We start from the raw sequence: 14,308 nt of genomic DNA on the forward strand, positions 1-14,308 counted from the left end.
GCTGCGCCGTTGGCTGGAAACCTAGATCGGTGCCAGTGCGGTGAACGGTGCCCACGGCAGGTTGCGCAGCAGCGCGTACCCGGGCAGCACCCAGAGCCAGAACGTGGGATTGGCCAGTACCCGCATCAGCGGGTCGAGCACGCGCGGACGGATGCCGGCGGCGTTCAGCAGCATCAGCAGCAGGAAGGGCAGGCTGATGACCAGCAGCGGATTCATCGCCATCGCGCCGGGCAGGTCGAAATGGACCAGCGAATACAGGCAGCGGGTGCTGCCGCAGCCCGGGCAGTACAGGCCGGTCAGCGCGTACAGCGGGCAGCTCGGCAAGGGATTGCCGGCGACATACGGATTGACGTTGCGCAGCACCACCGCGGCACCGGCGGCGAGGCCGGTGGCGGCCAGCAGCGGCGCCCAGCGGGCGAATCGGGAGCGGGCGGGAAGTGCGGACATTGCAGCAACGGATCCGGCGCGGGCGCCGGATCCGTCCACGCGGATCAGTAGCCGCTGTTGTTCATTGCACCCATGCCGCCGACAGCGACAATCAGGATGCCGTACAGCACGCCGACCACGACGGCGGCGATGGCCGACCAGATGGCCCACTTCTTGGCCTTGGCGGCGGAGTCCTGGGCACCGGCGATGTCGCCAGCGGCCAGCTTGCCGTTGACCTGGGCGGCGTAGACGATCGACACGATGCCGGCCGGCAGGCAGCAGAACAGGGTGCTCAGGATGGCCCAGACCAGATTGTTCGGGACCTGCGGAGTGGCGGTGTTCATGGGTTCAAGCTCCTTGATGGGTGGTGGTGGTGAATCATTGGTCGGAAAGAGCGCCCAGTACGGCCAAGCCGCCGAACAGCCCGAACCACAACAGCAACAGGACCGGCAGGGCCACGGCCGAAGCCACCGCCCACCAGCCCGCCTTGCGCGACGCGCTGTAGGCCCCCGGCAGGTCGCCGGCCGCGCGACGGCCATCGACCTGGGAGGCATAGACGATCGACACCACGCCCAACGGCAGGCAGCAGAACAGCGTCGTCAGGATCGCCCAGACCAGATGGTTGGGGATGTAGACCGGACGGCTGAGCGGTGGCGGTTGATTCAAAGCGAGACTCCATTCCTTGGTGGCCGGCCATGTTGAAACGGCCGAACCTCCCCCCTGTGGGTGCGTAATCTACCTTAACCCGCGTTGCATGTATGCGTTTACAGCCACGGCATGCCGTGTTCGCCACTGGACGCTGGCGTATGTGGAGAGGTCACCCGGCCCGCCGGACGGGCCGGTTCTGTCAGGCGTGATCACCACGCAGGGCCCGCACCTGGGCCTCCAGCACCGGGGCGCTGGTGGTGTGGCCATCCACGGCCGGCGCTGCCACGACCTCGACCGTCGCGCGGAACCGGCGCGGTACGCGCATGCGGCCGAGGCGGCTGTCGCGGCGGCTCCACATGCTCGACCACATGCCGCGCAGCGCCATCGGCACCACCGGCACCGGCCGCCGCTCGAGGATCTTCTCGACGCCGGACTTGAACGGCGCCATCTGCCCGTCGCGGGTCAGGGCGCCCTCGGGGAAGATGCAGACCAGTTCGCCTTCGGCCAGCGCGGCGTCGATCTCATCGAACGCCCGCTGCATCAGCGCTGGGTCTTCGCGCGCCCCGGCAATCGGGATGGCCTTGGCGGTCCGGAAGATCCAGCGCATCACCGGGATGTTGAAGATCTTGTAATACATGACGAAGCGCACCGGGCGCGGGATGGTCGCCGACAGGATCAGCGCGTCCATGTAGCTGACGTGGTTGCAGACCAGCAGTGCGGCGCCTTCGTCCGGTACGTTGGCCTCGATGCCATGCGGGCGCAGCCGGTACAGGGTGCGCACCATCAGCCAGCTGAGGAAGCGCATCAGGAATTCGGGGACGATGGTGAAGATGTAGATCGCCACCAGTGCGTTGGCGATGGCCAGCGCCAGGAACTGCTGCGGAATGGTCCAGTGCAGCAGCTTGTGTGCGGCCAGCGACAGCAGCGCGGCAGCGACGATGAAGCCCGAGTTCTGGATGTTCAGTGCGGCGAACACGCGCGACATCTGCGCCTTCGGGGTGCGGCTCTGGATCAGCGCGAACAGCGGCACCACGAAGATGCCGGTGAACAGGCCGATGCCGATCAGGTCGATGACGATGCGGATGCTGCCCGGCTGCTGCAGGAACGGCCCGATGGTCAGCCCGTGCACCGTCGCTTCGCCGCTGCGGGCAAAGTACAGGTCGAGCAGGAATGCGGTCATGCCGAACGCGCCCAGCGGTACCAGGCCGATTTCCACCGTACGGGCCGACAGCTTCTCGCACAGCAGCGAGCCGACGCCGGTGCCGACCGAGAACAGGGCCAGCGCGAAGATGTACAGGGTCGGCTCACCGCCGAGGTTGGTCACCGCGTAGGCCGGCAACTGCGAGGTCAGCACGGTGCCGACGAACCAGAACCAGGACACGCCCAGGATCGAGTTGCGTACGGCTTTCTGCTGGCGCGCCATGCGCAGTACCGCCAGCGATTCCGGCAACGGGTTCCAGTTGATCTTCAGGTTCGGGTCGCCGGCATCGACCTTGGGAATCAGGCGGGCGGCGATGTTGCCGCAGATCGCCAGGGCGATGATCGCGCACGCCGCCACCACCGTGCCGTGGCTGCCGGCCACGGTGAACACCAGGCCGCCGACGATCATGCCGGAGAGGATCGACATCGAGGTGCCCATCTCGACCAGGCCATTGCCACCGGTCAGCTCTTCGGGCCTGAGCACCGACGGCAGCACCGAATACTTCACCGGCCCGAACAGGGTTGACTGCATGCCGGTACAGAACAGTGCGACCAGCAGCACCGGCAGGCTCTGGGTGAGGAAGCCGGTGGCCGCCAGCGACATGATCACGATCTCCATGGTGGTGGTGATCACGATCAGCCGCGATTTTTCCAGTTTGTCGGCGATCTGCCCGGCCAGCGCCGAGAACAGGAAGTACGGCAGGATGAAGATGGCCGGTGCCAACGTGGCATACAGCCCCAGTTCTTCCTCCGGCACGGCCATGAACAGCAACATGCTGATGATCGCCTGCCGGTACACGTTGTCGTTGAACGCACCGAGCGCCTGGACCACGAAGAACGGCAGGAAACGGCGCTGGCGCAGCAGGGCGAACTGGTTGTGACCGGACATGGAACCTCCTTGACCGGCGCAGCCTAGCATTCCTGCCCATGTACCGGGACTGTGGTGAGAAGCATCCACGCATGGCGTGGATCTACCAAAGCCCCACCCCGGTGGGTGCGGACCGAGGTGGGTGCGGACCGTTGGTCCGCACACCTGTCGCCGGCCTCAGACGATATCGTCGACCACGCCGCCATCCACGCGCAGCGCAGCACCCGAGGTTGCCGAGGCCTGCGGCGAGGCCAGGTACACCACCATGTTGGCCACTTCTTCGACCGTGGCAGTCCGCTGGATCACCGAGGAAGGCCGGTGCGCCATCACGAACTCACGGCCGATCTGCTCCAGCGGCTTGCCGCTGCGCTGACGTTCATCCTCGAACATCGCCGCGAAACCATCGGACAGGGTCGGGCCGGGCAGCACCGCGTTGACGGTGACGCCACTGCCGGCCACGCGCTTGGCCAGGCCGCGCGACAACGACAGCTGCGCGGTCTTGCTGACCCCGTAATGGATCATGTCGGCCGGGATGTTGCGCGCCGATTCGGAGGAAATGAACAGCACGCGGCCCCAGCCGGCATCGACCATCGCCGGCAGCAGCGCACGCGACAGGCGCACGCCGGACATCACATTGGTCTGCCAGTAGCGCTCCCAGGTCGCGTCATCGGTCTCGAAGAAGTCCTGTGGGCCGAAGATGCCGGCGTTGTTGACCAGGATGTCGACCTTGGGTAGGCCGGCCAACAGTGTTTCGACACCGGCCGCATCAGAGAGGTCGGCGGCGACGCCGAGCACGTCGGCTCGCGGCACAGCGGCGAGCAGGTGCTGGCGGGCGCGCTCGACACTGTCGGTGCTGCGGCCATTGAGGACGACGCGTGCGCCTGCGGTGGCCAGGCCCTGGGCGATGGCCAGGCCGATGCCGGCGGTGGAGGCGGTCACCAGCGCGGTGCGGCCGCTGAGTTCGATTTTCATGGCGATGATCCGGAGCGGGGGATTGCCCAGTATCCGCGTGGTCGCGTGATCGAACTGCAGCGCTGGATGCAACGCGCCGTTGCACACGGCGCAGCGGATCCACGCCATGCGCGGATGGCGTGCCTGATTCAGCGGTGAGGGATCAGGTCAGGCTGGTTACCGCTTCATTGGCCGCTGCCCGCACCTTCGGCAGCAGGCGCAGCACCAGCGCCATCTGCGTGCGGATCAGCTGCAGTTTCGGCGGCATTGCCTCGTCGATCTGCTCCAGCTCGGCCGCCACCGCGCGGTCGGCGTCGTTGTCATCTTCCGCGACCGGCTGCCGCGCGGTCAGGGCCGAGGCCAGCTGCTGCAGTGCCTTGCGCACGCGCTCACCGGCTGCCAATGCCAGTGGGTCGCCAGCATAGCTGTCCACCTGGTCGCGATGCGCGCCCAGCGCCGACAGATGGCCGAGCAGCGTGTTGGACAGCGCCAGGAAGTGGAAGCCGGCATCCAGATTGCGGCGCACATGGCCGGGTTCACGCAGCATGTTCGACAGTGCGGTGGATAGCGCGGCATCGGCGTTGTGCATGTCGCGGCGGGCGATGCGGTAGGCCAGGTCGTCGCGCATGCCGCTGCGGTACTGGCCCAGCACCGAATCCAGGTAGCGAGCGGCAGTGTCCAGCACGCGTGCCAGGACGAGATGCAGCTGCCGACCCTGCCAGTCAGGCAGGATCAGGAACGCGGCCGCCGCTGCGATCGCGCAGCCCAGCACCGTATCGACCATGCGCGGCACGATCAGCACGAAGCCATCGCCGATCAGGTTGAAGCAGGTCAGTGCCATTACCGTGATCGCCGCCGACGCCACCAGGTAGCGGTCGGTGCGGGTGAAGAAGAACAGCAGCGCAGAGAGCAGGGCGATCAGCAGCTGCACGTGCAGCTGCGGGAACAGCTGCAGCAGTGCCCAGGTCAGTACCAGGCCGGCCAAGGTGCCGACAATACGCTGGGCAAGGCGCTGGCGGGTGGCGCCGAAGTTGGGCCGGCACACGAACACGATGGTCAGCAGCACCCACGAACCGTTCTGCGCATTGAACAGGCGGATCGCTGCAAAGCCGGCGATCAGCGCCAGCGCCATGCGCAGGCCATGCCGGAACAGCACCGAGCCGGGCGTGAGCTGCTGGCGGATGCGCACGCCCATCTCGCGCAGGGTGTGGGGGTTGCTGTCGCGCAGGCGGGTATCGACGTTGTCCAGGCTGGCTTCGGAGCGCTCGGCATCCAGCAGGCGCCGTTCGATGCTGCGCAGGTTGTGCACCAGCAGGTCCAACGAGCCCAGCAGGCGCTGCCATTGCGGCCGCTGCTGGTCGCGCAGGTAGGCCAGCGCATCGGCCAGGTCGCGTCCGGCCTGCTGGTTGCTTTCGCCGTATACGAACGGACGGCGCAGGCGGATCGCTTCGCCCAGGCGGGCACAGGCCTGGCCCTGCAGGTCGAGCAGGCGCTGGCAGCGGTACAGCACATCGCTGTGGAAGAACGCGTCCACCAGCGCGCCATACGGGTAGTGCGAGGAACTGGCACGCTCGTGGAAATCCTGCGCCATGTAGTACAGGCGCAGGTAAAGGCCGGAGTTCACGCCGGGGCGTCCGGAGCGGCCGAAGCGGGCCAGGATCGCGGTCTTGGCTTCGTTCAGTGCACCGACCACGCGGCGGTTCTGTTCGGCCAGGTCGAGCTGGCGACGTTGCAGGTCGGCTTCGCGCACCGGTTCGAACAGCGCGGCCTTCAGCTGCAGGTAGCGGCCCAGTTCCTGGTAGAGCCGTGCCACGCGCTCACGTACCGGCCGGTTGGCGAACAGCGCGGTCCACAGGATCGACAGCAGGCCGTACCAGACTGCGCCGGCCAGCAGGTGGCTGACCGCTTCCAGCGCGCTGTGCAGGTCGCTGGCACCGTGCTGTTCCAGGCCGATCATGGTGTAGATCGCCAGGGTCACCGTGGCCTGGGCAATGGACGCATAGCGCTCGCCGAGCGCACCGAGCAGGGTCAGGCCGAAGGTGGACAGCGCCAGCGCGCCGATGAAGATCCACGGCCACGGGAACAGCCAGATCACCGAGGCCGCAGCAATGCAGAAGCACAGCAGCGACAGCGCCACGGCCTTGGTCCGGCCCCACCAGTTGTCGTCGGTCTCAGCGATGGCGCTGGCGATGATGCCCAGGAACACACCGGGCAGGGCGGTCAGCGCATCGAACTGCCAGCACACGGCAACGGCCGTGGCCAGCGCGATGAACACGCGCAGGCCGTAGCTGGCCTTCTCGTGGGCCCAGAGGCGGCTGAGGCGGGATTGTCGGGCGGGCATGCAGGCTCGGTGGAAGGATCTGCCACCATTATTGCGGGGCGCGCGTGAAATATGGAGGGCGGACCACCACGGTAGTGCCGGCCGCTGGCCGGCAGATTCGTTGTACGGAGGAAGCCGGCCAGCGGCCGGCTCTACCGAGCTAGGCCCGCTGCGCGCGCTTGAGCAGCTTCGCCTCGCGCCTGCGTGCGCGGCGTGCCCGCCAGCGTTCGGCCAGGCACGAGAAGATCACGTACAGCGCCGGCGTGCTGAGCAGGGTCAGGCTCTGCGAGAACAGCAGGCCGCCGATCATCGCGATGCCCAGCGGTCGGCGCAGTTCGGACCCTTCACCCAGGCCGATCGCCAGCGGCACCGCCGCCAGGATGGCCACCATCGTGGTCATCATGATCGGGCGGAAGCGCACGATGCTGGCCTCGCGCGCAGCGTCGCGCGGTGCCAGCCCATGCTCGCGCTGCGCCACCAGCGCGAAGTCGATCATCATGATCGCGTTCTTCTTGACGATGCCGATCAGCAGTACCAGCGCGATCATCGAGATCACCGACAGCTCGGTGTTGGTGCCGAACAATGCCAGCAGCGCACCGACGCCCGCCGCCGGCAGCGTGGACAGGATGGTGACCGGGTGGATCAGGCTCTCGTAGAGCATGCCCAGCACCAGGTACACGGTCAGGATCGCGGCCAGCACCAGGATCAGCATGTCGCTGGGGTCGGAATTGAAGCCGAAGCCCGCATCGTCGGCCAGGCGGATGTCGCCGGGCATGCGCATGCCGGCAACGGTGGCATCGATGATCGCCTTGGCCTCACCCATGCTCACGTTCGGAGCCAGGTTGTAGCTGAGGTCCATCGTCGTGTACTGGTTTTCGTGGGTGATCTGCGACGGCGCCAGGCCGGGCATCTGCGTGGCCACCGCGGTGATCGGTACCATGTCGCCGTTGCGCGCACGCACGTACACCTCATCCAGCGCCGCCGGGGTGGCGGTCTGCGAGGGCAGTGCATTGACCACCACGCTGTACTGGTTGATGTCCGAATAGATGGTGGAGATCTGGCGCTGGCCGAACGCACCGTACAGCGCGCCATCGATGGCACCCACGGTGATGCCCAGGCGCGCGGCCTTGGCGCGGTCGATCTGGATGTTCTGGCGCAGCCCGGCATTGTCCACGTCGGTGCCGACATCGCGCAGCTTCGGGTTCTTCTTCAGTTCCGCCTGCAGCTTGGGCAGCCATTCCTGCAGTGCGGCCAGGTCGTTGCCCTGCAGGGAAATGCGGTACTGCGCGCCCTGGCTGGAACCGCCGCCATCGTTGCTGGGCAGGTCCTGGATCGCGCGCAGGCGCAGCTGCAGGTCCGGGTAGCGATCAGCCTTGGCACTGAGTCGCGCCAACGCATGTGCGGTGGTTTCGCGGCGGCCGTCGCTGCGCGACTTCAGCTCGATGTTGAACTGTGCGCTGGAGCCCTGGCGGCCGCTGCCCAGGCGCACACCCACGGTCTTCACGGCCGGGTCGGCCATCAGCATGTCGGTGATGCGGCGCTGGCGGGCGACCATGTCCTCGAAGGACACCGTGGCGCTGGAGTTGGCGCGGCCCCAGATCAGGCCGGTGTCCTGCGGCGGGAACGCACCCTTCTTCACCGCCCCGAACAGGAACACGGTGACGCCGATCAGGATCAACGGGGTCAGCGACATCAACAGCGCGTGGCGCAGCGAGAAGTCGAGGAACACGGTGTAGATGCGCAGCATGCGCTCGTGGCCTGCATCCAGCCAGCGACCGAAGCGCGACGGTGGCGCGCTGTGGTCGTGCGCACTGAGGAAGCGGCTGCACAGCGCCGGGGTCAGGGTCAGCGAGACGATCATCGAGACCACGATGGCCGCGACCAGGGTGACGGTGAACTCGCGGAAGAACGCGCCCATCATGCCGCTGGCGAACAGCAGCGGGATGAACACCGCCACCAGCGAGGCAGTGATCGAGACGATGGTGAAGCCGATCTCGCGGGCACCGGTCAGCGCCGCCTGCATGCGCGGCATGCCCTCGTCGAGGTGGCGCATGATGTTCTCGATCACCACGATCGCATCGTCGACCACGAAGCCGATCGCGATCACCAGCGCCAGCAGGCTCAGGTTGTTCAGGGTGAAGCCCATCACGTACATCACCAGCGCGGCGCCGGCCAGCGACAGCGGCACGGTCACCGCGGCGATCAGCGTCGGTGCCAGCCGGCGCAGGAACAGCGCCATGGTCAGCACCACCATCGCCAGGCTGATCAGCAGGGTGATCTGCACTTCATGCAGCGACGAACGGATGGTCGGCGTACGGTCGAAGTACGGCGTCATCGTGGTGCCCGGCTGCAGGTAGTCGCGCAGGGTCGGGATCTGTGCCTTGACCCGGTCCACGGTCTCCACGATGTTGGCGCCGGCACGGGTGAACACGTACATCACCACCGCTGGTTTGTGGTCGAACCACGCGGCCTGGTAGGCATCCTGCTGGCCGTCGTAGACGTTGGCGATGTCCTTCAGGCGGATCACCCGGCCGTCGCCCTGGGTCTTGACCACCAGGTCGGCGAAGTCGGCGGCACGCGCGACCGAGTCGTTGGCGATGATCGCAGTGGTGGTGTTGCCATCGCTGAGGAAGCCGGTGGGCGAGGTCACGTTGGCCGCGCGCACGGCGTTGCGCAGGTCATCGGCGGTCAGGCCCAGCGCGTTCATCAGGCGCAGGTTGACGTCCACGCGCACCGCCGGCGTCGAAGCGCCAGCGATGTCGACCGAAGCAACGCCGCTGATCTGGCGGATGCGCTGCGCCAGCAGCGAATCGGCGACGTTGTACAGCTCGTCGGCCGACTGCGTCTGCGAGGTCAACGCGATGGCGATCACCGGGTCGTCGTTCGGGTTCGCCTTCTGGTACATCGGCGAGCCCATGCCCGAGGGCAGGTCGGCCTGTGCCGAGTTGATCGCGGTCTGTACGTCCAGTGCCGCCGAATCGATGTTGTGGCCGCTCTGGAAGATCATGAACACCAGCGAGCTGCCTTCCGAGCTCGACGAGCGCATGCGGTCGATGCCCGGCAGCTGGCCGAGATGGCGTTCCAGCGGCGCGGTGACCGTGGAGGCCATGGTCGCCGCGTCGGCGCCGGACTGGCTGGCATGCACGAAGATCACCGGGATCTCGATGTTCGGCAATGCCGACACGCCCAGCCGCAGGTAGCAGATCAGGCCGACCATGAACAGGCCGATGGCCAGCAGCGCGGTGCCGATCGGGCGGCGGATGAAGGGGCCGGACAGGTTCATCGTGCGGCCCCCCGCAGCAGCGGGGCGTGGATCATGCCTGCGGCTCCTGCAGCGAACCGTTGCGCAGCGCACGCTGTTCGCGGCGGCGGGCAAGCCACTCGGAGAAGCGCTCCATGTACAGGTAGATCACCGGCGTGGTGTACAGGGTCACCAGCTGCGACAGCAGCAGGCCACCGACGATGGCGATGCCCAGCGGGCGACGCAGTTCCGAGCCGATGCCGGTGCCCAGCGCCAGCGGCAGCGCGCCCAGCATGGCCGCGGCGGTGGTCATCATGATCGGGCGGAAGCGCAGCAGGCAGGCACGGCGGATCGCTTCATGCGCGTTGGCACCGGCGCGGCGCGCCTCGATCGCGAAGTCGACCATCATGATGCCGTTCTTCTTGACGATGCCGATCAGCAGCACGATGCCGACGATGCCGTCCACCGACAGGCTCAGGCCGCACAGCATCAGCGCCAGCAGCGCGCCGACACCGGCCGGCGGCAGCGTGGAGATGATCGTGATCGGGTGGATGTAGCTCTCGTACAGCACGCCCAGCACGATGTAGATCACCACCAGCGAGGCCAGCAGCAGCCACACCACATCGGTCTGGCTGCCGGTGAATTCGGCGGCCTTGCCGATGAACTCGGCATGCAGGTGGGTCGGCATGTCCAGGCTGTCCTTGGTTTCCTGGATCGCACGCACGGCTTCGGACAGCGAATAGCCCGGTGCCACGTTGAACGACACCGTCACCGCCGGCAGCTGCTGCTGGTGGCTGACCACCAGCGGCGCGCTGCTGACCTTGCCTTCGGCCAGCGCCGACAGCGGGATGATGTTGCCGGCGCCGACAGTGATGCCGGTGTTCTGCGCGCCGATGCCGGTGGCGGTCGACGAGTTCGACGAGGTGACCTGGCCGAAGCTGGTGGCGTTGGTGCCGGTCAGTGCGCCGGCACCGTTGGAGGCCACGGCCAGCTGCTCCATCAGGGCGGTGCTGGTGCGGAACTCCGGCGCCACTTCCAGCACGACCCTGTACTGGTTGAGCTCGGTGAAGATGGTCGAGATCTGGCGCTGGCCGAACGCATCGTAGAGCGTGTCATCGATGGTCTGCATCGGCACGCCCAGCACGCTGGCCTTGTCGCGGTCGATGTTCAGCTCCAGGGCGCGGCCCTGGTTGGACAGGTTGTTGTCGACGTCTGCCAGTTCCGGGCGCTTGCGCAGTGCTTCGGTCAGGCGCGTGGCCTGGGTCGCCACCGTCGCCGAATCCACGTCGGACAGCGAGTACTGGTACTCGGTGGCGGCCACGCGGGTATCCAGGGTCACGTCCTGCACTGGCTTCAGGTACAGCGCCACGCCCGGAATGCCGGCCACCGCCTTCTGCAGGCGCGGCAGGATCTCGTCCAGGCCATCGCGCTGGCTGCGCTCCTTCAGCACGATCGACAGCTGGCCCTGGTTGAGCGTGGGGTTCATGCTGCCGGCACCGATGAACGCCGACACGCCGGTCACATCCGGATCGTGCCGCAGTGCCTCGGCGACCTGCTTGGTGCGCTGCTCCATCTGCGGGAAGGCGATGTTCTGGTCGGCCTGCACCACGCCGGTGATCAGGCCGGTGTCCTGCTCGGGCAGCAGGCCCTTGGGAATCAGCACGTACAGCAGCACGGTCAGCACCAGCGCGCCGCCGGCCACGGCCAGGGTCAGGCGCTGGTGGCCCAGCACCCAGTCCAGGCTGTGTTCGTACAGGCCGACGGTGCGCGTCCACAGGTTCTGCTTGCCGGCCGCCGCCGCACGCTCATGTGCGTCCTCGCCCTCGGGCAGGGCGTCGGGCTTGAGCAGGTAGGCGCACATCATCGGGGTGAGCGTCAGCGAGATCAGCATGGACAGCACCACGGCGATGCTCAGCACCCAGGCGAACTCGTGGAACAGGCGGCCGGTGACGCCGGGCATCAGCAGCAGCGGCAGGAACACCGCCACCAGCGAGACGGTCAGCGACAGCACGGTGAAGCCGATCTGGCGCGCGCCGATCTCGGCTGCTTCCTTGCCACTCTTGCCCTGCTCGATGTAGCGCACGATGTTCTCGATCATCACGATCGCATCATCGACCACGAAGCCGGTGGCCACCACCAGCGCCATCAGCGAGAGGTTGTCCAGCGACATGCCGGCGAAGGCCATCACCGCGAAGGTGCCGGCCAGCGACAACGGCACCGCCACCGACGGAATGATCGTGGCCCACAACCGGCGCAGGAACACGAAGATCACCGCCACCACCAGGCCGATGGTCAGGATCAGGGTGAACTGCACTTCATGCACCGAGGCGCGGATGGTCTCGGTGCGGTCGTTGAAGATCTCCAGGTGCACGTCGGCCGGCAGCACGCCCTGCAGCTGCGGCAGGATCGCGCGGATGCGCTCGACGGTCTGCACGATGTTGGCACCGGGCTGGCGGCGCACTTCCAGCAGCACCGCCGGCTTGCCGTCGGCCCAGGCGGCAAGCTGGTCGTTCTCCACGCCATCGATCACCTCGGCCACGTCCGACAGCCGCACCGGGCGGCCGTTCTTGTAGCTGATGATGGTGTCGCGGTACTCGGCGGCGCTGGCCAGCTGGTCGTTGGTGCCGATGCTGTAGGACTGGGTCTTGCCGTTCAACGAGCCCTTCGGCGCATTGACGTTGGCCTGGGTCAGCGCGCTGCGCAGCTGCTCCAGGGTCAGGCCCATGTTCGACAGCTGCGCCGGATTGACCTGGACGCGCACGGCCGGGCGCACATTGCCGGCGATCGAAACCAGACCGACGCCCTGCACCTGCGACAGGCGCTGGGCCAGGATGGAATCGGCGTAATTGTTGACGTCGCGCAGCGGGCGCGTGTCAGAGGTCAGTTTCAGGGTGACGATGGCCGCGTCGGCCGGGTTCACCCGGTTGTAGACCGGCTGGTAGGGCAGCGACGAGGGCAGGGTGGCCTGGCGGATCGCCGCCTGCACGTCCTGCGCGGCGATGTCGATGTCGCGGTCCATCGAAAACTGCAGGATGATCGTCGACAACCCGGCCGACGAGTCGGAGGTCATCAGCTCCAGCCCGGAAATCTGCCCGAACTGGCGCTCCAGCGGGGTGGTGACCAGCGACGCCATGGTGGTGGCGTTGGCGCCGGGGTACTGGGTGGTGACCACCAGGCTGGGCGCATCGATTTCCGGCAGCGCCGACACCGGCAGCTTGCGGTAACCGAGGATGCCGAGCAGCAACAGGCCCGCCATCAACAGCGAGGTGGCGATCGGGCGGCGGATGAAGATCGTCGAAAAGCCCACGGACTGATCCTTGCTGGCACTTCAATGTCGGCGCCGGCAGGGTCGCCGGCGCGAGGGAGATCAGTGGCCTGCGCTCAGCGCGGGCCACCACCGCGACGGCCACCGCCGCCCGCGTTCTTCTGCTCGGCCGCCTTCAGTTCGGCCTCGGTCGGTGCGGCCGGGGTCTCGCCCGGCTTCAGCGCGGTGACCTTGCTGCCCGGCTTCAGGCGGAACTGGCCTTCACTGACCACCCGCTCGCCGCCCTTCAGGCCTTCGGCGATCTGCACCTGGCTGTCGCCCACTTCCACGCCGCTGCGCACGGTCTGCATCTTTACCGTGTTGTCGCCCTGCACGATGTAGACGTACTCGCCGTCCGGGCCACGCAGCACCGCCTGGGTGGGGATGACCACGCCGCCGGCGATGGTACGCAGCTGCATGCGCACGTTGACGAACTGGCCCGGCCACAGGCCGTTGTCGGTGTTGTCGAACAGGGCGCGCGCCTTGAACGTGCCGCTGTCGGCACTGATCAGGTTGTCGACCACGTCGAGCTTGCCGTCGCCGGACAACACGTGCGAATCGGCACGGTCCAGCGCGGCCACCGGCACCGAACCGGCGGCCTGCGCCTGGCGCACGTCGCCGAGCTGGCGCTCGGGCAGGTTGAACACCACGTGGATCGGGTGGATCTGGGTCAGCGTGACCAGCGCGGTGCCAGCGTTCACCACGTTGCCCGCGTCGACCGCGCGGATGCCGGCGATGCCGGTGATCGGTGCGGTGACCTTGGTGTACTGCAGCTGCACCTGCGCCGAGCGCATGCTGGCCTCGTTCGCTGCGACCGCGCTTTCGTACTGTGCCACTTGGTTTCGCTGTGTATCCAGATCGGTCTTGGCAACGTACTGGCGATACTCCGGCGCGTTCGAGCGCTGGAAGTTGGAGCGCGCGGTGGCCAGCAGGGCTTCGTTCTGGCGCTTGGCCGCAGCGGCCTGGTCATAGCTGGCCTGGGCCGTGCGCGGATCGATCACCGCCAGCACATCACCCTGCTTCACTTCCTGGCCCTCGCGGAAGTTCAGGCTCATCAGCTGGCCGCCGACCTGCGGGCTGACGGTAACGGTGTTCATCGCGGTCACCGTGCCCAGCGCGCTGGCATACACCGGCACGTCCTGGCGCGTGGCATCCACCACGGTCACCGGTACTGGACCGGCATTCGGATCCTCGCCGCCCTGGCGCGCCCCCACAGCTGCGCCACCGGCCTTGTCCTTGCCCCCGCCCATGACGCGCAGGCCGACCACGGCCAGCACCAGCACTGCCACGACCAGCAGCACGATCTTCCAAACACGTGACATTACGAGGACTCCGAGAGGGCTGGACCAG

At 67.4% G+C, this 14,308-nt stretch carries 9 protein-coding genes; all 9 read right to left on the bottom strand.

Annotated features, from left to right (window positions below):
- Positions 1-21: 21 nt before the first annotated feature.
- The 9 genes from BKE09_RS13215 to BKE09_RS13255 all read right to left on the bottom strand — a co-directional run bounded on the left by BKE09_RS13215 (position 22) and on the right by BKE09_RS13255 (position 14,280).
- Entirely contained in the window at positions 22-447 is a 426-nt protein-coding gene (locus BKE09_RS13215; RefSeq protein WP_075676008.1) for a DUF2752 domain-containing protein, read from the bottom strand.
- Positions 448-491: 44 nt separating this feature from the next.
- A complete protein-coding gene (locus BKE09_RS13220; RefSeq protein ID WP_014648653.1) occupies positions 492-770 on the bottom strand; it encodes a CD225/dispanin family protein in 279 nt (92 codons plus the stop codon).
- A 34-nt stretch (positions 771-804) separates the two neighbouring features.
- Positions 805-1,092, bottom strand: coding sequence for a CD225/dispanin family protein (locus tag BKE09_RS13225; protein WP_005419784.1), 288 nt, complete (start codon positions 1,090-1,092; stop codon positions 805-807).
- A gap of 181 nt (positions 1,093-1,273) precedes the next feature.
- A complete protein-coding gene (locus tag BKE09_RS13230) occupies positions 1,274-3,163 on the bottom strand; it encodes an MFS transporter (protein ID WP_075676009.1) in 1,890 nt (629 codons plus the stop codon).
- A gap of 156 nt (positions 3,164-3,319) precedes the next feature.
- Positions 3,320-4,114: an SDR family oxidoreductase gene (locus BKE09_RS13235; protein WP_075676727.1), complete on the bottom strand. Its 795-nt coding sequence runs from the start codon at positions 4,112-4,114 to the stop codon at positions 3,320-3,322.
- A 142-nt stretch (positions 4,115-4,256) separates the two neighbouring features.
- Complete coding sequence (yccS, locus tag BKE09_RS13240; protein WP_075676010.1) at positions 4,257-6,434, bottom strand: YccS family putative transporter; 2,178 nt, start codon at positions 6,432-6,434, stop codon at positions 4,257-4,259.
- Between the two features lie 139 nt (positions 6,435-6,573).
- On the bottom strand, positions 6,574-9,696 hold the full coding sequence (locus tag BKE09_RS13245) for an efflux RND transporter permease subunit (protein ID WP_014038720.1): 3,123 nt from the start codon (positions 9,694-9,696) through the stop codon (positions 6,574-6,576).
- Positions 9,697-9,727: 31 nt separating this feature from the next.
- Positions 9,728-12,961 carry an efflux RND transporter permease subunit gene (locus BKE09_RS13250; RefSeq protein WP_075676011.1) on the bottom strand — a complete coding sequence of 1,078 codons (3,234 nt, stop codon included), beginning with the start codon at positions 12,959-12,961 and terminating at the stop codon, positions 9,728-9,730.
- Between the two features lie 74 nt (positions 12,962-13,035).
- Positions 13,036-14,280: an efflux RND transporter periplasmic adaptor subunit gene (locus BKE09_RS13255; protein WP_075676012.1), complete on the bottom strand. Its 1,245-nt coding sequence runs from the start codon at positions 14,278-14,280 to the stop codon at positions 13,036-13,038.
- Positions 14,281-14,308: the final 28 nt, after the last annotated feature.

Origin of the sequence: Stenotrophomonas sp. TD3, assembly GCF_001939825.1 — a bacterium.
In the GTDB taxonomy this organism is placed as follows: Bacteria; Pseudomonadota; Gammaproteobacteria; order Xanthomonadales; family Xanthomonadaceae; genus Stenotrophomonas.